Origin of the sequence: Micromonospora salmantinae, assembly GCF_022230905.1 — a bacterium.
Taxonomy (GTDB): Bacteria; Actinomycetota; Actinomycetes; order Mycobacteriales; family Micromonosporaceae; genus Micromonospora; species Micromonospora salmantinae.
This window is the reverse complement of sequence record NZ_JAKKFG010000042.1, coordinates 282,248-303,240: the sequence shown is the minus strand read 5'-3', so window position 1 is coordinate 303,240 and position 20,993 is coordinate 282,248. Positions and strand designations below refer to the sequence as shown.

Annotated in this window: 22 protein-coding genes; 11 read left to right on the top strand and 11 right to left on the bottom strand. The window is 72.0% G+C overall.

All coding sequences use genetic code 11. The features are described from left to right. Positions 1-9 precede the first annotated feature (9 nt). Positions 10-594 (top strand): TetR/AcrR family transcriptional regulator, encoded by a 585-nt coding sequence (locus tag PSH03_RS25280; protein WP_210785080.1) that lies wholly within the window; start codon positions 10-12, stop codon positions 592-594. Between the two features lie 18 nt (positions 595-612). Further along, complete coding sequence (locus tag PSH03_RS25275) at positions 613-1,275, top strand: lysophospholipid acyltransferase family protein (RefSeq protein ID WP_210785081.1); 663 nt, start codon at positions 613-615, stop codon at positions 1,273-1,275. Positions 1,276-1,288: 13 nt separating this feature from the next. On the opposite strand, the gene PSH03_RS25270 is transcribed toward PSH03_RS25275, so the two are convergent. The 5 genes from PSH03_RS25270 to PSH03_RS25250 form a co-directional block, all read right to left on the bottom strand. Continuing rightward, positions 1,289-2,413 carry a glycosyltransferase family 4 protein gene (locus PSH03_RS25270; protein ID WP_238690603.1) on the bottom strand — a complete coding sequence of 375 codons (1,125 nt, stop codon included), beginning with the start codon at positions 2,411-2,413 and terminating at the stop codon, positions 1,289-1,291. Next, complete coding sequence (locus PSH03_RS25265) at positions 2,410-3,669, bottom strand: M48 family metalloprotease (RefSeq protein ID WP_210785083.1); 1,260 nt, start codon at positions 3,667-3,669, stop codon at positions 2,410-2,412. The genes PSH03_RS25270 and PSH03_RS25265 overlap by 4 nt, the downstream gene beginning before the upstream one ends. A 102-nt stretch (positions 3,670-3,771) precedes the next feature. Continuing rightward, complete coding sequence (locus PSH03_RS25260; RefSeq protein WP_210785084.1) at positions 3,772-3,990, bottom strand: hypothetical protein; 219 nt, start codon at positions 3,988-3,990, stop codon at positions 3,772-3,774. A 187-nt stretch (positions 3,991-4,177) separates the two neighbouring features. Beyond that, positions 4,178-4,897, bottom strand: coding sequence for a DinB family protein (locus PSH03_RS25255; RefSeq protein ID WP_238690602.1), 720 nt, complete (start codon positions 4,895-4,897; stop codon positions 4,178-4,180). A gap of 142 nt (positions 4,898-5,039) precedes the next feature. Next, positions 5,040-6,494: an NYN domain-containing protein gene (locus PSH03_RS25250; protein WP_210785086.1), complete on the bottom strand. Its 1,455-nt coding sequence runs from the start codon at positions 6,492-6,494 to the stop codon at positions 5,040-5,042. A 127-nt stretch (positions 6,495-6,621) separates the two neighbouring features. On the opposite strand from PSH03_RS25250, the gene PSH03_RS25245 reads away from it, so the two are divergent. The 5 genes from PSH03_RS25245 to PSH03_RS25225 all read left to right on the top strand — a co-directional run bounded on the left by PSH03_RS25245 (position 6,622) and on the right by PSH03_RS25225 (position 12,125). Next, positions 6,622-8,376 (top strand): DEDD exonuclease domain-containing protein, encoded by a 1,755-nt coding sequence (locus PSH03_RS25245; RefSeq protein WP_210785087.1) that lies wholly within the window; start codon positions 6,622-6,624, stop codon positions 8,374-8,376. Positions 8,377-8,502: 126 nt separating this feature from the next. After that, the gene (locus PSH03_RS25240; RefSeq protein WP_210785101.1) at positions 8,503-10,296 is read left to right on the top strand and encodes a RelA/SpoT family protein; all 1,794 of its coding nucleotides are present in this window, start codon (positions 8,503-8,505) and stop codon (positions 10,294-10,296) included. Between the two features lie 53 nt (positions 10,297-10,349). Continuing rightward, positions 10,350-10,892 carry an NUDIX hydrolase gene (locus PSH03_RS25235; protein WP_091407528.1) on the top strand — a complete coding sequence of 181 codons (543 nt, stop codon included), beginning with the start codon at positions 10,350-10,352 and terminating at the stop codon, positions 10,890-10,892. Then, positions 10,889-11,758, top strand: coding sequence for a nucleotidyltransferase family protein (locus PSH03_RS25230; RefSeq protein WP_210785088.1), 870 nt, complete (start codon positions 10,889-10,891; stop codon positions 11,756-11,758). The genes PSH03_RS25235 and PSH03_RS25230 overlap by 4 nt, the downstream gene beginning before the upstream one ends. 79 nt (positions 11,759-11,837) lie before the next feature. Next, positions 11,838-12,125 (top strand): Lrp/AsnC family transcriptional regulator, encoded by a 288-nt coding sequence (locus tag PSH03_RS25225; protein ID WP_074313163.1) that lies wholly within the window; start codon positions 11,838-11,840, stop codon positions 12,123-12,125. A gap of 104 nt (positions 12,126-12,229) precedes the next feature. Here PSH03_RS25225 and PSH03_RS25220 read toward each other — a convergent pair whose 3' ends face one another. The 5 genes from PSH03_RS25220 to ctaE form a co-directional block, all read right to left on the bottom strand. After that, entirely contained in the window at positions 12,230-12,922 is a 693-nt protein-coding gene (locus PSH03_RS25220; RefSeq protein ID WP_210785089.1) for a DUF4142 domain-containing protein, read from the bottom strand. 192 nt (positions 12,923-13,114) lie between these two features. Continuing rightward, positions 13,115-14,746, bottom strand: coding sequence for a cytochrome bc1 complex cytochrome b subunit (gene qcrB, locus PSH03_RS25215; RefSeq protein ID WP_210785090.1), 1,632 nt, complete (start codon positions 14,744-14,746; stop codon positions 13,115-13,117). Next, positions 14,743-15,831, bottom strand: coding sequence for a cytochrome bc1 complex Rieske iron-sulfur subunit (gene qcrA / locus PSH03_RS25210; RefSeq protein WP_210785091.1), 1,089 nt, complete (start codon positions 15,829-15,831; stop codon positions 14,743-14,745). The genes qcrB and qcrA overlap by 4 nt, the downstream gene beginning before the upstream one ends. Positions 15,832-15,895: 64 nt before the next feature. Further along, positions 15,896-16,732, bottom strand: a complete 837-nt coding sequence (qcrC, locus tag PSH03_RS25205) for a cytochrome bc1 complex diheme cytochrome c subunit (RefSeq protein WP_210785092.1) — start codon at positions 16,730-16,732, stop codon at positions 15,896-15,898. 70 nt (positions 16,733-16,802) lie between these two features. Continuing rightward, the gene (gene ctaE, locus PSH03_RS25200; protein ID WP_112582810.1) at positions 16,803-17,402 is read right to left on the bottom strand and encodes an aa3-type cytochrome oxidase subunit III; all 600 of its coding nucleotides are present in this window, start codon (positions 17,400-17,402) and stop codon (positions 16,803-16,805) included. A 108-nt stretch (positions 17,403-17,510) separates the two neighbouring features. On the opposite strand from ctaE, the gene PSH03_RS25195 reads away from it, so the two are divergent. The 4 genes from PSH03_RS25195 to PSH03_RS25180 all read left to right on the top strand — a co-directional run bounded on the left by PSH03_RS25195 (position 17,511) and on the right by PSH03_RS25180 (position 20,427). Beyond that, a complete protein-coding gene (locus PSH03_RS25195; RefSeq protein WP_372494870.1) occupies positions 17,511-18,431 on the top strand; it encodes a cytochrome c oxidase assembly protein in 921 nt (306 codons plus the stop codon). A 103-nt stretch (positions 18,432-18,534) separates the two neighbouring features. Further along, positions 18,535-18,930: a helix-turn-helix domain-containing protein gene (locus PSH03_RS25190; RefSeq protein WP_091407513.1), complete on the top strand. Its 396-nt coding sequence runs from the start codon at positions 18,535-18,537 to the stop codon at positions 18,928-18,930. Between the two features lie 91 nt (positions 18,931-19,021). Then, positions 19,022-20,068, top strand: coding sequence for an anthranilate phosphoribosyltransferase (gene trpD / locus PSH03_RS25185; RefSeq protein WP_238690601.1), 1,047 nt, complete (start codon positions 19,022-19,024; stop codon positions 20,066-20,068). A 155-nt stretch (positions 20,069-20,223) separates the two neighbouring features. Beyond that, entirely contained in the window at positions 20,224-20,427 is a 204-nt protein-coding gene (locus PSH03_RS25180) for a hypothetical protein (RefSeq protein ID WP_210785094.1), read from the top strand. Positions 20,428-20,559: 132 nt separating this feature from the next. Here PSH03_RS25180 and PSH03_RS25175 read toward each other — a convergent pair whose 3' ends face one another. Continuing rightward, positions 20,560-20,985: a cytochrome c oxidase subunit 4 gene (locus tag PSH03_RS25175; protein WP_210785095.1), complete on the bottom strand. Its 426-nt coding sequence runs from the start codon at positions 20,983-20,985 to the stop codon at positions 20,560-20,562. Between the last annotated feature and the right edge of the window lie 8 nt (positions 20,986-20,993).

Sequence of the window (20,993 nt, the reverse complement as noted above, 5' to 3'; positions counted from 1 at the left end):
ACAGTGTCTATGGGCGCGGACGAGACGGGGCTGCGAGCGCGGTTGGTGGCCGCCGGAGTGGACCTGGTGCTGCGTGAGGGCCAGTCGGCGGTGTCGCTGCGGGAGATCGCCCGGCGTGCCGGGGTCTCGCACGGCGCACCGCGCCGCTACTTCCCCACCCACGTCGACCTGCTCTCCGCCATCGCCCGGGAGGGCTTCGCCGACCTCACCGCCCAGGTCGAGCGAACGTTGCGCGACGTCGATCCGGACCCCCGTACCCGATTGACCGCGCTGGCCCGGACGTACCTGGACTTCGCGGCGGCCCACCGCGGCATGTTCGAGCTGATGTTCCGCCACGACCTGCTGGACAGCGGCCGGCTGCGGCTGCGCGAAACGAGCCTGCCGCTGTTCGCCGTCCTGGCCGACCTGGTGGCGCAGGCGCGCCGGCCCACCGACGCGCCCGCGGCGGTGCTGGCCGGCGCGCTGTGGGCGAACCTGCACGGCATCGCCCAACTCTGGGCCTGGGGCAGCCTCCCGCTGGCCACCGGCGCCACCGACGACGATGCCCTGCTGCGCGCCGCGTTGGACGCCCACCTCGGCCCGGCGCCCGCCTGAAACGACCCCGGAGGACACGTGCCCCTGCTGTACGACGTCACCAAGCTGGCCGTCGGCGCCGCGCTGCGGTTTGGCTGGCAGCCCCGGGTGGAAGGGCTGGAGCATCTGCCCCGACACGGCGGCGCGATCCTCGCCGGCAATCACCTGTCCGTCGCCGACGAGTTGTTCCTCGTCACCTCGACGCCCCGACACGTCACCTTCTGGGCGAAGGTCGAGTACTTCAACGGCCGGGGTCCGGGCGGCTGGCTGAACCGGCGGATCGTCGCTGGCATGGGCGCCATCCCGGTCGACCGCGCCGACGGCCGGGCCGCCCTGCGCGCCCTCGACGCCGCCATCCCGGTGCTGCGCGCCGGTGGCCTGGTCGCCGTCTACCCGGAGGGCACCCGCTCCCCGGACGGGCGGCTCTACCGGGGTCGCGTCGGGATGACCCGGCTGGCCCGCGACGCCGGGGTGCCGATCATCCCGGTCGGCGTGCTCGGCACCGCCGAGGTGCTGCCGGTCGACGCGCGGCTGCCCCGTCGACACCCGATCACCCTGCGGTTCGGCCCGCCGATACCGGTCGCCGAGCGGATCAACGGGCCACGTGACATCCGGACTGTCACCGACGAGGTGATGGCGGCGATTCAGCAGCTCACCGGCCAGGAGTACGTGCCGCACTACGCGCCCGCCCGGGAGAGCTGAACGCGGGCGGCGATCAGCCGGCCAGCAGTGCCGTCATGCGTTCCGCCTGCGCCTCCCAGCGCCACTCCCGTTCCACCCACGCCCGGCCAGCCGCTCCCAGCTGACGGGCCAAGTCCCGGTCGGCGAGCAGCCGGGCGACCCGGTCGGCGAGCTGGGCGACGTCCCGACCGCGTACGACGTAGCCGGTCTCCCCCTCCCGGACCGCGTCCGGTGCGCCCCCGGAGTCACCGGCCACCACCGGCAGGCCGGTCGCGGATGCCTCCAGGTAGACGATGCCCAGCCCTTCGACGTCGAGGCCACGGTTGCGGGTGCGGCACGGCATCGCGTAGACGTCACCGGCCGCGTAGTGCGCCGGCAACTCGACCGACGGCACCGTGCCGGTGAACACCACGTCCCGTTCCACACCGGTCTGGCGGGCCAGCTTCTCCAGGGTCGCCCGGTACGGCCCGCCACCGACGATCAGCAGCGCCGCGTCGGGCACCCGGCGCCGGATCTCCGGCAGGGCCCGGATCAGGGTGTCCTGACCCTTGCGCGGCACCAGCCGGGACACGCAGACGACCACCGGTCGGTCGGTCAACCCGAGCCGGGCCCGGACCTGTTCACCGTCCACGCTCGGGTGGTAGGTGTCCACGTCGACCCCCGGCGCGAGGCGGCGCAACTCGGTCACCCCGTCCAGCACCCGGGCCAACCGGCTGCGGGTGTACTCGCCGAGATAGGTGGTCACGTCCACACCCCGACCGATGCGCCGCAGCGCCGGCCGGGCGGCCGGCACCGCCGCCCAACCGATCTCGTGGCCATGGGTCTGCGCCACCACCCGGTGGATGCCGGCCCGCCGCCGCAGGCCGGCCGCGAGAAGGCCCAGCGGGGCCGCCGCGCCGAACCACACCGTGTCGCAGTCGTACGCGCGAGCCAACCGGGCCGCCCTGCGGGCGATCAACGGGGTGGGCAACAACACCCGGGTACGCTCCCGGATCACCTCGAACGGCTGGTCGGCGTCGAACTTGGCGGCCCCGCGCCAGCTCGACGCGTAGACGACCACCGAACCCGCCGGTTGACGGACCGCGAGGTTGTGCACGAACGACTGGATCCCACCCGGGCGGGGCGGAAAGTCATTGGTGATCAGCAGGGTGCGGCTCATCGGCCGACCTCCCGGGCGTACGCGCGGGCGGCGGCCATCCGCTCCACCGTGGACGGATGTGAGGCCGAGTAGAGGTATTCCCAGCGGGGCGGGTCGGGGTCGCCGAGGTTGACCGAGCCGAGCCGACGCTGCATCGACTCGAAGGACTCCGGGTCGTTGGTGAGCGCGAGCGCGTGCGCGTCGGCCCGCGCCTCCACCCGTCGGGACATCAGCGCCTGCACCGGAGCGGCAACCAGCCCGGCCACCGTGACCAGGGCGACCAGCAGCGGGAACGCGCGCGGTTGGGCCACCGAGTCGACACCGGCCAGCCGCAACAGTGGCCCCCACGAGCCGAGCAGGTAGAGCGCCACCACGGCGGCCGCGGCGCCCAACGCCCCGGTCAGCGTGCCGGCCGCCACGTCGGAGTCCTTCGCGTGCCCCAACTCGTGCGCCACGACGGCGGTCACCTCGGCCGGGGTCGCCTCGCGCAGCAGCGTGTCGTAGACGACCACCCGTCGGGTCGGCCCGAGACCGGAGACGTACGCGTTGACCGCCCTGGTACGCCGGGAGGCGTCGGCGACCAGCACGTCGCGCACCGGCACCCCGTCGCGGGCGGCCATGCTCATCAGCTCGGTGCGCAACGGGCCCTGCTGCATCGGGGTGAACCGGTTGAACACCGGCTCCACCAGCACCGGCAGCACGAACGACAGCAGCACCACAAGCACCGCGGCGCCGGCCGCACCGAACGCCCACCACCAGCGTGGCGCGAGCCGGATGACCGCGTAGAAGCCGAACAGCGCCACCGCGCCGATCACCGCGCTGACGGCGTACGACTTGAGCAGGTCGGCCGCCCAGCCGCTCCAGCCGTTGGTGCTCAACCCGTAGCGGGTGAGCACGCTCTGCCGCCAGGCGGCGAACGGGAGCGTCACCAGGTCCGCGACGAGCACCACCGCCAGCCCGCCGAGCACAGCCTGCGCTGCCCAGTGCCCACCGAACGGCCGGCCCACCAGCTCGACCAGGCGACTGCCCAGCGGGGTCAACCCGAGCGCGAGGGCGATCAGCAGCCCAACGGCGAGCGCGGCATAGCCACCGGGACGCAGCGCGGCCCGGAACTCCCGCCCCTTGGCGACCTGCTCGGACGGCAGGTCGCCCAGCGCGGCGAGCTGGTCGGCCCGGGGTGCCGGCGGGCGGTGCCACGGGATGAGCAGCGCGGCCAGCACGACCAGCGCGAGGGTCAGCCCGGCCAGGGTCAGCAGCGCCCAGCCGCGCGGGGTCACCGCGTCACCACCCGTTGTTCCCCGTTCATCGCGCCGCTCCTCCCGCCGTGACCGCTCATCCTATGGCCCGCGAAAAGCCCGCTTCCGGGCGCGGTGTCGCGCTCAGGCGACGCGGCGGGTGGCGCGACGGCGAGCCGCCTCCGGGCGCGCGGGCGCGACCAGCACCTCGACGTCGAAGCCGGCCCGGGCGAACACCTCGATGGCCTCGACCTCGGCGGCGACCAACCCGGCCGCCGGGGACGTCTCGTCGAACAGGGCGGTCAGTGGGCAGCCGGAACAGCCGTCGGCCCGCTTCGCGCACCCGTCGCAGTCGATGAGCATCAACCCTCCTGATCGGCTCGCGGCACCCGGGCGACTCCTGCCGTCGCCGGCCGAGCACCGTCGGTGACATCGACACTAACCACCGGGTACGACAGGAACCCCGTCCGACCGCCCGTTTCAGGGCTGGATCCACTCCAGATCAGCGATATCGGGGTATCCCACCCGGCTGGCCGTCGCTGGCGAGGTCTCAGCCCTGTGCGTCGAGGTCACGCAGTGCGAAGCGGAGGTGCTGCCACTCCTCGCCGAAGATCACGTGAAGGCAGTGCAGGACGGACACGATGTGCTCGGGCCACCAGGCGCTCGGCCGAGGCTCGGCGAGCAACTCCGGCGTGACAGTCGCGAGGAAGTCGCGCACCATGGCCTGTCGCTCGGTCCGCACCTGGAGGACCGCCTCGAAGGTCGGCTGCTCGGTGGCGAAGACCGACATGTCGAAGCCGTCGGTCTCGTACTCGACGTGCGACTGACCGAGCGGGTGGAACGGCTGGGGCAGGCGCAGGATCGCCTTGCCCAACCACGCGTCCGCGGCGAACACGAGATGACGCAGCGTCTGCGCGAACGACCACTCACCGTCGATCGAGACGTCGACCGCGCCCTCGGGCATGGACACAGCCCGGTCGACCGCCGCCGCCCAGGCTCCTTCGATCGCCGCCCACCCCTCGCGCAGGTCGTCCGGGTCCTTGGCCAGCCGGAGATCGCGCCCGGGGAACCGTCGGTTGAGCTGGGCCTCGACCAACGGCACGACATCGACGCCGTTGACCACGAGCGTGCCTTCGGCCAACCACGGCGCGTCGATGTCCAGGCCATCAACGTCGACGCCGCGCATCACCGCACCGGCCAGTGTCGAGCGGTTGAACCGCGCACCCCGCAGGTTCTCGTCGACGAAGACCGTGACGTCGTCCTGTGCCATCGCGGCTCCCATCCCTCGGCGGTCGCGGCGATGCTAACGACGGGGTGGGACAGGTTCAGGCACAGTGCGACGGGTGGCGCGCCCGCCGGGCTCGCCCAACCAGCGCCGGGAGCCGGCCCGTCGACGTGTCGGCCCGCTGTGGTCAGGAGCGGGCGAGCCGCCGCAGCAGCGAGTCCGCGCCCAGCGGATACGCGCCGTGCCGGCGTACCCCGTCGGCGACCTCGCGGTCCGACGAGACGACCACCACCGGCCGGCCCGCCGGCTCGGCGCGGACCAGTCGCCGGATCAGCTCGTCGGCGGTCTCGCCCTTGCGGGAGAAGAGCACCCGCACGCCGCGCGGGGCGGGCGGCAGCCCGTGCATCCGTTCGGCCCCGTCGAAGACCACTGTGACCTCGTCGCCGGTCTGCGCGGCGATCCCGCCCAGCCCGGTGATCAGGCGTTTGCGCTGCTGCTCCAGGGACATCTCGCCGAAGCCACGCTTGGTGACGTTGTAGCCGTCCACCACGAGGTGCGCCCGGGGCAGGGCGAGCAACTGGTCGAGCCGGGCCGGGTCGTCGGTGTCGCGGGCGCGGGCGGCAGGGCCGGCCGGGGCGGTGCCCGGCTGCTCGGCGAACGCGTCGGCGACGAAGTCGGCGGGGAGTTTGTCCACCGGGTCGAGCGCCAGCTCCCGGCGCAGCCCGACGGCGGCCTGGCCGATGGTCTCCAGGAGCAGCCAGAGCCGGGCGTCGTCGACCGAACGCGCCTCCTTGGCACTGGCCCGGGCCACCCCGGCGGCGGCCTCGGCCTCGGCCAGCCGGGCCCGGGCGCGGCGGAGTTCGGCGTCCACGTCGGCGCTGGCGCGGGCGGCCCGGCCGCGCTCGGTGGCCAGCAGTTCGGTGGCCTTCCGCTCGCGGGCCTGGGTCTCCCGCAGGGTGCGGGCCACCTGTCGGGACTCCTCGCGGAGCTGACCCAGCTCCTCGCGGACGCGGGCCAACTCGTCGCGGAGCTTCTCGGCCTCGACCCGGGCCACCGCGCGGTCGTGCTCGGCCCGGGTGGCCCGCTGCTCGGCCTCGCGGACCAACTCGGCGACGACGGCGCTGTCCGCCTCGGCGCGCACGGCCGCGCCGCTGGCGTCGATCAGCTCCCGCCAGCCACGGGGCCGGGCCAGGTAGGCCAGCGCGGCCACCTCGACCGGGTCGGCGGCCGCCGGCGCGGTGCCCTCGACCACTGCCGCACCGAGGTCACCGGCGTCGGCCAGGACCCGCGCGGTGACCCGCTGCCGGAACAGCGGGTCGGCGGTGAGCTGGGCGGCGATGACCGGCGCGCCGAGCCGGGCGCGCCGGTTGGGGGCGAACTTGGCCACCCGGCGCAACGGCACCGGGACCTCGTCGGTGGGGAGGGTGGGCAGCACCGCGGCGGTCAGCGTCACGATCCGCTGCCGAACCGGCTCGGGCAGGGTGGGCTCCGGCTCGGCGGCGGGACCGTCGCCCGTCGTCGTCGGGCCCGATGCGCCCGATGTGTCGTTGACTACGTTGTCGTCCGGGTTGCCCACAGCACCGTCGAGTGCGACCGGGTCCTCCTGCGGGAGGTGGTCGTCGTACGGCTCGGTGAGGGGCATGTGGCAAGTCTCCCACCGCGACCGGGCCCACCGCCCGGTGAGTGAGCCGATCTCTCATCCTAGCCCCATGGTGACGGATGGGACGGCTGCGACGGGAGTGTCGGACCGGGGCGCTAGCGTGCCGCCGATGGCACAGGCGGAGTACGTCCAGGAGTCACTGGCCGGTCTCGACCCGGCGGTGGGCGGGGTGGACCCGGCGCTGCCGCTCTACGCGACGACGTTCGTGGTGGTCGACCTGGAGACCACCGGGGGCGCGCCGGACGGCGGCGGCATCACCGAGATCGGCGCGGTCAAGGTGCGCGGTGGCGAGCGGTTGGGGGTGCTGGCGACCCTGGTCAACCCGGGCCAGCCGATTCCGCCGTTCATCACAGTGCTGACCGGCATCACCCAGGCCATGCTGGTGCCGGCGCCACCGATCGAGCAGGTGCTGCCGAGCTTCCTGGAGTTCATCGACGACGCGGTGCTGGTGGCCCACAACGCCCCGTACGACGTGGGCTTCCTCAAGGCCGCCTGCGCCAAGCACGGCTACCGCTGGCCCAACCCCCGGGTCCTGGACACGGCGGCGCTCGCCCGCCGGGTGCTGACCCGCGACGAGGTGCCCAACCGCAAGCTGGGCACCCTGGCCGCCTACTTCCGGACCGCCACCCAGCCCACCCACCGGGCGTTGGACGACGCGAAGGCCACCGTCGACGTGCTGCACGGGCTGATCGGCCGGCTCGGCGGGCACCGGGTGGACACTGTCGGCGACGCCATCGAGTTCGCCCGCGCTGTCACCCCGACCCAGCGTCGCAAACGGCACCTGGCCGAGGGGCTGCCCAAGGTCCCGGGGGTCTACATCTTCCGGGCCGCCGACGACCGGCCGCTCTACGTGGGCACCTCGGTCGACATCGCCACCCGGGTGCGCAGCTACTTCACCGCCGGCGAGAAGCGTGCCCGGATCTCCGAGATGCTGGGCGCGGCCGAGCGGGTCGAGGCGGTGGAGTGCGCCCACTCGTTGGAGGCGGAGGTCCGCGAGCTGCGGTTGATCGCCGCGCACGCCCCGCCGTACAACCGCCGGTCCAAATACCCGGAACGAATGGTCTGGCTCAAGCTGACCGACGGTCCGTACCCTCGGCTGTCGATCGTCCGCGACCTCTCCCCCACCGACACCGCGTACCTCGGGCCGTTCACCTCCCGGCGGGCCGCCGAGCTGGCAGCCGCCGGTTTCCACGATGCGGTGCCGCTGCGCCAGTGCACGCACCGGCTGTCGTTGCGCACCGTCACGCCGGCCTGCGCGCTGGCCGAGCTGGGTCGCTGCCCGGCGCCCTGCGAACACAAGATCACCCCCGAGGAGTACGACGACAGCGCCGCCGCGCCCTTCCGTACCGCGACCGCCAGTGATCCGCAGCCGGTGGTGGACGCGCTGCTCGCGCGGATCGACGTGCTCTCCCGCGACCAGCGCTACGAGGAGGCCGCCGTGGTGCGGTCCCGGCTGGCCGCCGTGCTGCGGGCCACAGTGCGGATGCAGCGGCTGGCCGCGCTGACCGGGATCGTCGAGTTGGCCGCGGCCCGGCCGGCCGCCCGCGGCGGCTGGGAGTTGGCGCTGGTCCGGCACGGCCGACTGGCCGGCGCGGGGGTGTCCCCACCGGGCGTGCACCCGCGTCCCACGTTGACCACGATCCGGGCCACCGCCGAGACGGTGTCGGGCGGGCACGGCCCGGTGCCGGCCGCCACCGCCGAGGAGTCGGAGCGGATCCTGTCCTGGTTGGAGCGACCGGAGACCCGACTCGTCGAGATGTCCTCCGGTTGGTCCTCTCCGGCGAGTGGCGCGGGCCGGTTCCGTGACCTGCTGGCGAAGGCCGAGGGCGGCGCGTCCCACCAACTCTCGACCGAACGCTCATGACCAACTGACCGATCGGACTACGTCGACTCGCTTAGGCTGTTAGAGAAGTGCAGTCCTGCCCGATTCGTGGGCCTGCTCCCCCGCCGGGTTCCGGCGATGTGGAGCCGGGGTGAGGAGGTGTCCCTCGTGGACGTCGACGCCGGACACGGCGCCGCCCTGGGGGGCGCCCTGCCGACACAGCCGGGTGAGCTGCCGCTCGCCCGCCGGCTGCGGTCGTTGCTCAGTTGGCCGACCACCGACTCGGACCCGGTCACCCAGCTGGTCCGCACCCATCGGGGCATCCACGCCGGCACCGATCCCGCGGTGCTGCGCCGTGCCTACACGATCGCGGAGAACATGCACCGCGGGCAGTTCCGCAAGAGCGGGGAACCGTACATCACCCATCCCCTCGCGGTGGCGCAGATCTGCGCCGAGCTGGGGATGGACACCACCACCCTGGTCGCGGCGCTGCTGCACGACACCGTGGAGGACACCCGCTACACCCTTCAGGCGCTCTCCGAGGACTTCGGCGGCGAGGTGGCCCACCTGGTCGACGGGGTGACCAAGTTCGACAAGGCGTTCTACGGCAAGGCCGCCGAGGCGGAGACGGTCCGCAAGATGATCGTCGCGGCCGCCAAGGACGTCCGGGTGCTGATCATCAAGCTGGCCGACCGGCTGCACAACATGCGGACGCTCGGGGTGCGCTCCGCGTCGTCGCGGGAACGGATCGCCCGTAAGACCCAGGAGGTGCTGGTCCCGCTCTGTGACCGGCTGGGCATCCAGACCCTCAAGCGCGAGCTGGACGACGTGGTGCTGCTGCACCTCGAGCCCGACGAGCACGCCCGGCTGGCCCGGCACGTGCACGATCGGCCGGGCTGGGATTCGTACCTCGACTCGGTGGTCACCCGGGCCCGGGTGGCGCTGCGCCGCAGCCGGGTCGACGCCGACGTGAGCCCTCGTCCCCGGCACCTCTACTCGATCTGGAAGGACACCATCGCCGGCGGCCACACCGCCCCGTACGACCTGCCCCGCATCGTGGTGGTGGTCGACGGCCCGGCCACCGACTGTTACGCCGCGCTGGGCGCGATCCACGGCACCTGGCGACCGATGCCCGGCCGTTTCAAGGACTTCATCGCCTCACCGAAGAACAACCTCTACCGTTCGCTGCACACCAGCGTCTGCGGCCCTCAGGACCGCACAGTGGAGGTGCTGATCCGCACCGAGGAGATGCACCGCGCGGCCGAGTACGGCATCGCCGCCGACTTCCGTTTCCCCCGCTCCGGCAGCAGCACCGCCGCGGCCCGTGCCGAACAGCTGGACTGGCTGCGCCGGGTGCTCGACTGGGAGCCGGACGCCGCCGACCCGGCACAGTTCTACGAGTCGCTGCGCTGCGACCTGGCCGAGGGGCAGATCCAGGTCTTCGCCGACGGACGGCAGGTCGTGCTGCCAGCCGGTGCCACGCCTGTCGACCTCGCGTACGAGCTGGGCAACGACCGCGGCGACCACTGCCTCGCCGCACGCATCAACGGTCGGTTGGCCCCGCTCAGTTCGGAGCTGGACGAGGGCGACGTGGTGGAGATCTTCACCGAGAACGACGGCGACAACGGCTTCGAGGCCGGTGTGGCACCGCGCGGCCCCCGGCGGGAGTGGCTGACCTTCGTCAAGTCGCCGCACGCGCAGATGCAGATCAACAGGTGGTTCGCCGAGCACACCGAGCCGGGCATCACGATCAGCGACAAGGTGCGCCTCGGTCGGGCCACCATCGGGCTCGCCCTACGCCAACACAACCGGGGCCTCGCCAGTGACCTGCCACTGCTGCGCCTCTCCGAGGAGTTGGGCTACCCCGACCTGGAGACCCTGTTGGTAGCGGTCTTCGACCGGGTGATCGAACCGGACACCGTGGTCCGCCAGCTCATCGACCTGGTCGACCATCGACAGTGACCCGGCGGGCCCCAGCGGGACCGAGGGACATTCGTGACCACTAGCCTGGAGTCATGATCCCCCGCTCCCGCGCCACCGGTCGGGCCCTTTTCTACCAGGCCTTCTATCGGCTGCCGCTGCCGGTGCGTCGACGCCTGGTCCGGTTGGCCGTGCCCAAGTACATCGTCGGCGCGGTGACCCTGGTCCGGGACACCGAGGCGACGGGCGCGGGTCGGTTGCTCATGCTGCGCCAGCCGCCCGGCAAGGGTTGGTCACTCCCCGCCGGCCTGCTCAACCGGGGTGAGGCCCCGGTGGTGGGCGCGGCCCGTGAGCTGTTCGAGGAGTCCGGCGTCCGGCTCCCACCGTCGCGGCTGCGTCCGGCGGTGCCGAACGCGATCGTGCACGCCAAGGGCTGGGTGGACATGGTCTTCGAGGCCGAGGTGCCGGCGTCCAGCACCGAGCTGACAGTCGACGGCGGGGAGGTCTTCGAGGCCGCCTGGCACCCCCTGGACGACCTGCCCAAGCTGACCTGGCCGACGGCCCGGCTGCTCGCCTACTACGACATCGGGCCGCTGGCCGGGCAGTTCCCGCCGCCGGTGCCCGACGACACCCCGTGACCGGCGCGGCCGGTGTGCCGGCGGAGCTGTGCGCTGTGGTGCTGGCCGCCGGCGAGGGCACGCGGCTGCGCCCGCTCACCGAACGGCTGCCCAAGGCACTCTGTCCGGTGGGCAACGTGCCCCTGCTGGATCGGGCGTTGGCGCGGCTGGCCGGCCTGGGCCTGACCGGTCCCGGGCGGGTCGCGGTGAACGCCTGCTACCTCGGCGACCAGGTGGTGGCGCACGTCGGCGACCGCGCACACCTGTCGGTGGAGCCGGGCGACCCGCTGGGCACCGCGGGCGGGGTGGCCAACCTGCGGGACTGGATCGACGGGCGGCCGGTGCTGGTCGGCAACGCCGACGCGTACCTCGCCGACCCGGCTGCTCCCCCGGGCCCGGACGTGGCCGCCCTGCTCGACGGCTGGGACGGGCACACCGTACGCCTGCTCGGCCAGCCCGCCGCGGACCCGGCGGCGCCGGGCACCTTCGCCGGGCACTGCTTCACCGGGTTCTCGCTGCTGCCCTGGCGGCTGGTCCGGGACCTGCCGGTCGTCTTCTCGGACCTGGTTCGCGCCGTGTGGCGTCCGGCCGAGGCGGCTGGCGCCCTGACCGTGGTGCCGTACCCGGGCACCTTCTTCGACACCGGCACCCCGGCCGACTACCTGGCGGCCAACCTGCACGCCGCGGCCGGCGGCGTTCTCGTCGCGGAGTCCGCGACGGTGACCGGCCACTGCGTGGAGTCGGTCGTCGGCGCGGGCGCGCGGGTGGACGGTGACGTGTCCCGCACAGTGGTGTGGCCGGGCGCGACAGTACGGGCCGGTGAGCGGCTGCGGAACGTGATCCGGGCCGGGAGCGACCTGACAGTGCCCTGCCCCGCCCAGGGCTGAGCCCCGGCGGCTCCCGCCTCCGGTCCCGGGACGAAACATCTAGCATGGGCGACGACGCCGACGAACGGAGAAATGCCCCGTGATCACCGCGATCGTGCTGATCGACTGCGCCACCGATGCGATCCCCGAGGTGGCGGAGAACCTGGCCAACCTTCCCGGTGTCAGCGAGGTCTACTCGGTGGCCGGGCACGTCGACCTCATCGCCATCGTCCGGGTCCGCGAGTTCGACCAGATCGCCCAGGTCATCGCGGGCAGCATCTCCAAGGTCCCGGGAGTGCTCAACACCGAGTCGCACATCGCCTTCCGGGCGTACTCGCAGCACGACCTGGAGGAGGCGTTCGCGATCGGTCTGGCCAGCGCCGACTGACCCGCTCGCCGTTTCGGGGGCCGTGCCGGCCGCACGGCGGCGGGTGGCGCGCGCAGGGCGGCCGGCCCACCGCGAGGGTGGACCGGCCGTCTGCTGTGGCTACGTCAGCTCTCGCTGGGAGCCGGTACCTCGGTGCTGCCGCCGCCCGGAGCCGGCGACTCGGTGCCGGTGCCGCCCGGAGCCGGCGACTCGGTGCCGGTGCCGCCCGGAGCCGGGGACTCAGTGCCGGTGCCGCCCGGGCTGGGCGTACCGCTGGCGCTGGTCTGCGGGACCGGGATGCCCAGCTTGTTGGCGAGCGCCACCAACTCGTCGTAGTGCGTCTGCAGCGTCGGAAGCGCCGTCTGCGCCAGCTGGACCACCGACTGCTCGGAGCCCTGCGAGATCTCCGTCTGGGTGGCCTGGATGGCCTGGACGTGGCCGGCCAGCTCACTGGTCACCCAAAGCCGGTCGAACTCCGCGCCGCTGGCGTTGTTCAGCTGGTCGATGACCGCCTGCTGATCGGCGCTGGGCTCGTTCGGCAGTTCCACCCCGAGCTGCGACGCGGTCTGCTGCACCGTCTGGTCCAGCTGGGTGTGGTCGGTCTTCAGCATCGCGCCCAGGTCCTTGACCCCCTGGTCCTGACCCTTCTGCTGAGCCAGGTCACCAGCGGTGATCTCGAACAGGTTGACCTGGTGTACCGCCTGCAGGTACTGGGTGTCCTGCGTTGACGGCTGTGCCGCGGCCTGCGCAGCCGCAGCCGGCGCGACACCGACAAGTACCAGCGCGGCCAACAGGCCGAGGCGTTTGATACCCAACATGCTTCCCCCCCTTGAGACGTTGGACCGCACGGATACCCGGCTCACCGGGGTTATTCCTGCGATCGCCCGCCGCGCGGGGTCGACCGGTCCCATCAGGGGCGTCCGACTCCTGGTCGGATGGGTCGGGGGTGTGGATACGACGGAGCGCCCGCCGGATTCCGGCGGGCGCCCCGTAATGGTGCGACTGGGCGGTCAGCGGCGGCTCTCGCCGCTGCCGATCTCCTCGCGCTCGGGCCGGGCCTCGACCGGCGGGTGCCCCGGCGAGACAGGCGCCTCGACCGGCTTCTCGATCGGGTAGAAGAAGCCCCGGATGGCCGGCCCGAGGGCCCCCAGCCGGTTCATCTTCTTGGGCACGACCCAACCGACGTAGTCGAGTTGGCCGTGACCGTCCGCGTGCCCGTTGGACGCGCTGAGCGGCTGGTGCACCTCGACGAACCGGCCGTCCGGCATGCGCCGGATGATGCCCGTCTCGACGCCGTGCGCGAGGACCTCCCGGTCGTGCTGCTGCAGACCCAGGCAGAGCCGGTAGGTGACGTAGTACGCCAGCGGCGGGACCACCAGCAGGCCGATGCGGCCCGCCCAGGTCATCGCGTTCAGGCTGATCTGGAACTTGTCCGCGATCACGTCGTTGGCGCCGGAGAGCGTCAGCACGATGTAGAACGAGACGGCCATGGCGCCGACGGCGGTCCGGGCCGGAGCGTCCCGGGGACGCTCGAGCAGGTTGTGGCTCTTGCGGTCCTTGAGGTGCCGGGCTTCCAGGAACGGGTACATCGTCGACAGGCCCACCAGGATGCCGGGCAGCACCACCGTCGGCCAGAACAGCGGCGGGATGACGTACCCGTCGCCGAGCGGGATGTTGATTTCCCAGGCCGGCATGAGTCGGGTCGACCCGTCGAGGAACATGACGTACCAGTCGGGCTGGCTGGCGGCCGAGACCACCCACGCCTCGTACGGGCCGAACAACCAGATCGGGTTGATCTGGAACAGACCGCCCATCAGCGCGATGACGCCGAAGACGACCATGAAGAAGCCGCCCTGCTTCAGCGCGTACCGCGGGAACATCCGCTCGCCGACCACGTTGTTGTTGGTCCGGCCGGGGCCGGGCCACTGCGTGTGCTTCTGCTTGAAGACCAGACCCAGGTGGACGCTGATCAGCGCGACCAGCAGACCCGGGATGAGCAGCACGTGGGCGATGAAGAACCGGCTGATGATGATCGTGCCCGGGAACTCGCCAGCGAAGACCGACGAGGTGACCCAGGAGCCGATCACCGGGATGGACAGCATGATCGCCGAAGCGATCCGCAGGCCGGTGCCGGACAGGCCGTCGTCCGGCAGCGAGTAGCCGGTGAAGCCGGCCAGGAAGCCGACCCAGAACAGCAGCGAACCGATGATCCAGTTGGTCTCACGCGGCTTGCGGAAGGCGCCGGTGAAGAAGACCCGCAGCATGTGCACGACGATCGCGGCCATGAACAGCAGCGCCGCCCAGTGGTGCATCTGCCGCATCACCAGACCGCCGCGGACGTCGAACGAGATGTCCAGGCTGGAGGCGTACGCGGCGGACATCGGGGTGCCCTGCAACGGCGCGTAGCTGCCGTTGTAGACCACCTCGGTCATCGCCGGCTCGAAGAAGAAGGTGAGGAACACACCGGTCAGCAGCAGCACGACGAACGAGAAGAGCGCGATCTCGCCGAGCAGGAAGGACCAGTGGTCCGGGAAGACCTTGTTCAGCAGCTTGCGCAGCGGGGTGGCCACCGCGAAGCGGTCGTCCACTCCCACCGCGGCCTTGCCCGGCGTCGCCGCAAGGTCAAACTTTCGACGCTTCATGGCCGCTCCCAGAAATCAGGCCCGACGGTCTCGGTGTAGTCGGACTTCGCCACGAAGAAGCCCTCGGAGTCCACCTCGATCGGCAGCTGCGGCAGCCGGCGGCTGGCGGGGCCGAAGATTGGCCGGGCGTTGTCGGTGATCAGGAACTGGGACTGGTGGCACGGGCAGAGCAGCCGGTTGGTCTGCTGCTCGTACAGGCTGGCCGGGCATCCCGCGTGCGTGCAGATCTTGGAGAACGCCGCGTAGTTGCCCCACATGTAGTCGCCGTGGCCGATCTTCTCGTTGGCCCGGCGCGACTCCTGCGCGTCCGAGTCGCGGAGGTGGATCAGCAGCGTCGGCGAGTCGGCGTGCTTGTTGCTCACACCGTGGTCGATGCCGGGGAAGACGGTCAGCTGCCCACCGGTGCTGATGTCCGCCGGACGGACCGGACGGCCGTCCTCGCGGACCAGGCGGATCCGCTCGCCGCCCTCGGCCGTGGCGAACCCGGTGGTGAACATCTGGTTGTTCTTGTGCGGCTGCGAGATCAGGCCGCCGACCAGCGGCGCCGCGGCGACCGCGGCGACCGGCGCGAGACCGGCCAGCAGCGAGATGCCGAGCAGGGGACGACGCTTCACGCCCAGTTCGTCCGCCATGTAGAGCATGGTCTGGCCGGTGATGGTGCGGCCTTCGGAGTCCACCTGGCCCTCGTGCCGGTCCTGGATCGAGACCTCCTTGGGCAGCAACTTCTTGCCCCAGGTCAGGATGCCGAAGCCGACGGCGAGCAGCGCCACGCCGAGGGTGAAGCCGAGCAGCGGGGTGTAGAACTTGTCGCCGCCCCGGCCCGCCTCGTACTGCCACGGCCACCAGATGTAGATGGCCAGGAAGGCGGTCGCGGCCAGGCCGGTGATCAGGAAGAAGCCGGCGACCACCCGGGTCAGCCGACGCTCCGCCTTGGTGCCCGGCAGCACCTGCGGCTCGTAGTGGACGATCTCGATGTCGTCCCGACGCGCGCCTTCACGAACGATGTCGAACCGGGTCAGCTTGGGGTCGTTCACGTCGAGCGGCTCCGGGCCCTGTGGGGCCTGGTGCTCGGGGTGGGTGCTCATGCCGTCACCTCGCTAGGGGTGGCGCCGAGCGGCACCACAGCACTGAATCGGATGGCCTGCTCGATCACGACTTACCCGCAATCCACAGGCTAGCGAAGACGAGCGCCACGATGCCAACCAGGAAGATCGCCAGGCCCTCGGTGGACGGGCCGTACCGTCCGAGGTTGAACCCACCCGGGTCCTGGTCGTGCTTCAGCGTCTCCTGGATGTAGGCGATGATGTCGGCCTTCTGCTCCGGCCGGAGCTGGTTGTCGCCGAACACCGGCATGTTCTGCGGGCCACTCAGCATCGCCGCGTAGATCTGGCGGTCGGTCGCGGGGTGCAGGCTCGGGGCGAACTTGCCCGAGGAGAGCGCACCGCCGCCACCACCGAACGCGTGGCACTGCGAGCAGTTGATCCGGAACAGCTCACCGCCGGAGGCGATGTTGCCGTCCTCGCGGAGGTCGTCGCCCTCGGGCACGACCGGGCCGCCGCCAAGCTCCTGGATGTACTGGGCCAGCTGACGGGTCTGCTCGTCGGTGAAGACCGGGGGCTTGCGGTGCGCCTGGGCCTCCTGGCGGGCCATCGGCATCCGCCCGGAGCTGACCTGGAACTCGACCGATGCCGCGCCGACGCCGATCAGGCTCGGCCCGCGGCCCTCGACACCCTGGGCGTTGCGGCCGTGGCAGGTCACGCAGCTCACGTCGAACAGCGCCTTGCCCTCGGCGGCGGCGCCGGTCAGCTGCGGGTTGTCCTGCGCCTGGGCGCCCGGGGCGAAGACGGTGTACGCGCCACCGGCGAGCATCAGCGCGGCGATCAGCCGGACCGCGGCGCCCAGCCGGCGGCGGCCCCTGCTGCGCGCGGCGGGCCGCTCACGCAACCGCGCGAGCAGACCGCGTCGGCGGTCGTTGTCAGAAGTCATGAGCGGTGTCCTTAACCGGTTGGACCTGTCTCAGGGGACGGAGCAGCAGCGCGGAATGTGACGCGCAAGATCACTGGAGCCAGTAGATCATGGCGTACAGCCCGATCCACACGACGTCGACGAAGTGCCAGTAGTACGACACGACGATCGCCGACGTCGCCTGCGCCGGAGTGAACCGGCCCATGGTCGTACGGACCATGAAAATGATGAAGGCGATCAGACCACCGGTCACGTGCAGGCCGTGGAAGCCGGTGGTCAGGTAGAACACCGACCCGTACCCGTCTTCGTTGATCTTGATGCCGTCGGCGACCAGGTGCCGGTACTCGTTCAGCTGGCCGAGGACGAAGATCAGGCCCATCACGAAGGTGACGGTGAACCAGCGCCGCAGCGCGTGCACGTCACCCTTCTCCGCCGCGAAGACGCCGAGCTGGCACGTCACCGAGGACAGCACCAGGATCACCGTGAAGGTGGTCGCGTACGGGATGTTCAGCGCCTCGGTGTGCTTCTCCCACTGCTCCGGCGCAGCCGCGCGGATGGAGAAGTACATCGCGAACAGCGCCGCGAAGAACATGAGTTCGCTGGAGAGCCACACGATCGTCCCGACGCTGACCATGTTTGGTCGGGTCAGAGAGTGGATCCGGCTCTTGTCAATGGCTGGGGCCGCAGTCACGCCGTCATTATTGCCCCTGACCGGGGCCGCCGATCAGCGGGGTGGCAAACCCGCGCCTTCCGTGGCCCGAGCGTCAGCGTCCGGTTCACCTGGCCTAGCCTGAAAAGCGTGCTGCACGTCGATCCGATCTTCGCCGCCACCTCGGCCCCGCCGCCGTTCACCGTCGGCGCGGTGCTGACCGAGACCCGGCTGGACAGCTGGCTGGCCCTCGGCCTGGTGCTCGCCGCCGGCCTGTACCTCTACGGGGTGTACCGGCTGCGCCTGCGGGGCGACCGCTGGCCGATCGCCCGTACCGTGTTCTTCCTCGGGCCCGGCCTGGGCGGCATCGCGCTCGTCACGGTCAGCGGGCTGCACGCGTACGACACCGCGCTGCTGTCCGTGCACATGATCCAGCACATGGTGCTGTCCATGGTGGCGCCGATCTTCCTGGCGCTGGGCGCGCCGATGACCCTGGCCCTGCGGACCCTGCCGGTCGGGCCACGCAAGCGCCTGCTCGCGATCGTGCACAGCCGCGTCGCCCGGGTCTACAGCTTCCCGCTGGTGGCGTTCGCCATCTTCGTGGTCAACCCGTTCGTGCTGTACTTCAGTGACCTGTACCGCTACACCCTCGAACACGCCTGGGCGCACGAGCTGGTGCACGCGCACTTCATCATGACCGGCTGCGTGTTCTTCTGGCCGCTGCTCGGCCTCGACCCGCTGCCCGGCCGCTGGCCGTACCCGGCGCGTGCGCTGCTGATGCTGCTCTCCGTGCCGTTCCACACAGTGCTCGGCCTCACCATCATGCAGAGCAGCACGCTCTTCGGCGGGGACTGGTACCCGTCGCTCAACCTCGGTTGGGTCGACCCGTGGCAGGACCAGGTGGTCGCCGGCGGCATCCTCTGGGCCGGTGGCGAGTTCGTCAGTGTGACCATGCTCGCGGTGCTGGTGGTGCAGTGGGTCAAGCAGTCCGAGCGGGAGGCCCGCCGGGTGGACCGCGAGCTGGACCGCCAGGAGGCCCGCGAACGCGCCGCCGACGCCGCGCCGGCCTGAGCTGCCCGGACGGTACGCCCCGACCCGCGACGCCGGGCGGGATGTCGGCTACGTCACGCCGACCGGTACGATCTGCGGGCAGCTACGAGGTGGGAGTTCCGGCATGACCGATCGTCTTTGCACCGTGTTGCTCTACAGCGACGACCCGCAGGTCCGTGATCGGATGCGGATGGCCGTCGGCACCCGGCCCGCTCCCGGTCTGCAGATCGAGTTCGTCGAGGCGTCGACCTACGCGGAGACGATCCGGCTGGTCGACGACTACGAGATCGACCTGCTGCTGCTCGACGGTGAGGCGAGCCCGGGCGGCGGCATCGGCATCGCCCGCCAGGTCAAGGACGACCGCGACGACGCTCCCCCGACCTGCCTGGTGATCGCCCGCGCCGCCGACCGATGGCTCGCCGCGTACGCCGAGGTCGACGCGACGCTGGTGCACCCGCTCGACCCGGTGACCACCGGCGGCACGGTGGCCGAGTTGCTGCGGACGCACGCACCCGCCTGACGTCCCACGCTCCTCCGGCACCCCCACGGCGCCGGATCTCCTCGGCGCCGGTTCCAGCCCACCCGCACTTCGCATGCTCGGGAGGCCCGCCATGGGCGATCGGACCTGGCCGCACCTGCTCAACGCGCTGCTGCGCGGTGACGAACTCTCCACCGCCGACACCGCCTGGGCGATGGACGAGATCATGACCGGCTCGGCGAGCGCGGCGCAGATCGCCGCCTTCGCCGTGGCGCTGCGGGCCAAGGGGGAGACCCCCGCGGAGCTGGCCGGCCTGGTGCAGGCGATGCTCGGTCGCGCGGTCCCGGTGACGCTCCCCGAGGAGCTGCGCCGCACCGCGCTCGACGTGGTCGGCACCGGCGGTGACCTCGCCCACACGGTGAACATCTCCACGATGACGGCGCTGGTGGTCGCCGGCACGGGCGTTCGTGTGGTGAAGCACGGCAACCGGGCCGCCTCCTCCCTGTGCGGCACCGCCGACCTGCTGGAGTTCCTCGGCATCCCGCTGGATCTCGGCCCGGAGCAGGTTGCCCGCTGTGTGGAGGAAGCCGGCATCGGGTTCTGCTTCGCGGCCCGCTTCCACCCTGGGATGCGGCACGCCGGCCCGGTCCGCCGCGAGGTGGGCGTGCCCACCTTCTTCAACTTCCTCGGCCCACTGACCAACCCGGCCCGCCCTCGGGCCGGCGCGGTCGGCTGCTTCGACCTGCGGATGGCCCCGGTGATGGCCAGCGTGTTCGCGGCCCGTGGCGACTCGGCGATCGTGATGCGCGGCGAGGACGGGCTGGACGAGTTCACCACGGCCGCGCCGACCAGGATCTGGGCGGCCCAGGGCGGCACCGTACGCGAGGTCGTGCTGGACGCGACCGACCTGGGGGTACCCCGGTCCACCCTCGCTGACCTGCGGGGCGGTGACGCCGCGTACAACGCGGGCGTGGCCCGTCGCCTGCTGGCCGGCGAGACGGGCCCGGTCCGGGACGCGGTGCTGGTCAACGCGGCGGCGGCGCTGGCCACCCAGGGCCCGCTGGACGGCGACCTGACCGAGGCGCTCCGCGCCGGCCTGGCCCGTGCCGCCGAGTCGATCGACTCCGGCGCGGCCGCCGCGACCCTGGACCGCTGGATCGAGACCGCCAGCGCCGCCTGACGTCACCACCGCCGCGGACGCCGATGAGTGGGCGACCGTGCGCGGAGATTTGTCGGACCCGTCTGGGAAACTACAGCTGAGTAGTTCTCTGCTGCCGTCGGTGCGTCACTGTCGCATCCGGGGGCGGTCCGCCTGGTATCCGAGAGGAGACGCCCGTGTCGCATCGCGAGCTCTACTGCGACGTCTGCGAGGGCGTGGCGCTGTTCGAGGCGCCGCCCTGCGTCGACAGCCACGGCACCGACTGTCCAGAGCTGATCTGCACCGACTGCGGCGCCGCCGTGGTGGTCGGCACGTTCGCCTTCCCGGTCACCCTGCTGGCCGCCCGCCGCCGCCAGCCCGCCCGCCGCCGCGCCGCCTGACCACAGCACCGCCCGACCGCAGCACCGCCCGGGCCACCCGAGGCGGGGGTGGAACATGACCCAAGGCCCGCTCCCCCACTCGGGGAACGGGCCTTGGTCGTGCCGGGTCGGTCGCGACGGCGACCGGGTGGATCAGTGCTCGGCGGTACGCCGGGTGCCGCTGTAGTACTCGAACAGGAGCCCACAGGCGGAGAAGACGACGGCCAGCAGGCCGGCGCCGATCAGCCAGTACTGCCAGAACACCATGCCGAGCGCGGCGATCGCGGCGGCCAGCGCCAGACCGAACGGCCAGTAGCTGCCCGGGCTGAAGAAGCCGACCTCACCGGCGCCGTCGGCGATCTCAGCGTCCGGGCGGTCCTCCGGGCGCAGGTCGATGCGGCGGGAGACGAACCAGAAGAAACCACCGCACATCGAGCAGAGCAGGAACGACAGCAGCAGGGCGATGGTGCCGACCCACTCGACGCCGCCCGACTCCCCCTGCGTCCAGGCGCCGTAGAGGATGGTGGCACCGAGGAGGAACCCGGCGATGATCAGGAAGATACGCCACTCGGTCTTCATGCGGCTGC

Excerpts from the sequence above, each read along its gene's own strand:
- PSH03_RS25280 (WP_210785080.1), top strand. The coding sequence starts at position 10 with ATGGGCGCGGACGAGACGGGGCTGCGAGCGCGGTTGGTGGCCGCCGGA.
- PSH03_RS25270 (WP_238690603.1), bottom strand. The coding sequence starts at position 2,413 with ATGAGCCGCACCCTGCTGATCACCAATGACTTTCCGCCCCGCCCGGGT.
- PSH03_RS25260 (WP_210785084.1), bottom strand. The coding sequence starts at position 3,990 with ATGCTCATCGACTGCGACGGGTGCGCGAAGCGGGCCGACGGCTGTTCC.
- PSH03_RS25255 (WP_238690602.1), bottom strand. The coding sequence starts at position 4,897 with ATGGCACAGGACGACGTCACGGTCTTCGTCGACGAGAACCTGCGGGGT.
- PSH03_RS25250 (WP_210785086.1), bottom strand. The coding sequence starts at position 6,494 with ATGCCCCTCACCGAGCCGTACGACGACCACCTCCCGCAGGAGGACCCG.
- PSH03_RS25245 (WP_210785087.1), top strand. The coding sequence starts at position 6,622 with ATGGCACAGGCGGAGTACGTCCAGGAGTCACTGGCCGGTCTCGACCCG.
- PSH03_RS25235 (WP_091407528.1), top strand. The coding sequence starts at position 10,350 with ATGATCCCCCGCTCCCGCGCCACCGGTCGGGCCCTTTTCTACCAGGCC.
- PSH03_RS25220 (WP_210785089.1), bottom strand. The coding sequence starts at position 12,922 with ATGTTGGGTATCAAACGCCTCGGCCTGTTGGCCGCGCTGGTACTTGTC.
- qcrB (WP_210785090.1), bottom strand. The coding sequence starts at position 14,746 with ATGAAGCGTCGAAAGTTTGACCTTGCGGCGACGCCGGGCAAGGCCGCG.
- qcrA (WP_210785091.1), bottom strand. The coding sequence starts at position 15,831 with ATGAGCACCCACCCCGAGCACCAGGCCCCACAGGGCCCGGAGCCGCTC.
- qcrC (WP_210785092.1), bottom strand. The coding sequence starts at position 16,732 with ATGACTTCTGACAACGACCGCCGACGCGGTCTGCTCGCGCGGTTGCGT.
- PSH03_RS25190 (WP_091407513.1), top strand. The coding sequence starts at position 18,535 with ATGACCGATCGTCTTTGCACCGTGTTGCTCTACAGCGACGACCCGCAG.
- trpD (WP_238690601.1), top strand. The coding sequence starts at position 19,022 with ATGGGCGATCGGACCTGGCCGCACCTGCTCAACGCGCTGCTGCGCGGT.
- PSH03_RS25175 (WP_210785095.1), bottom strand. The coding sequence starts at position 20,985 with ATGAAGACCGAGTGGCGTATCTTCCTGATCATCGCCGGGTTCCTCCTC.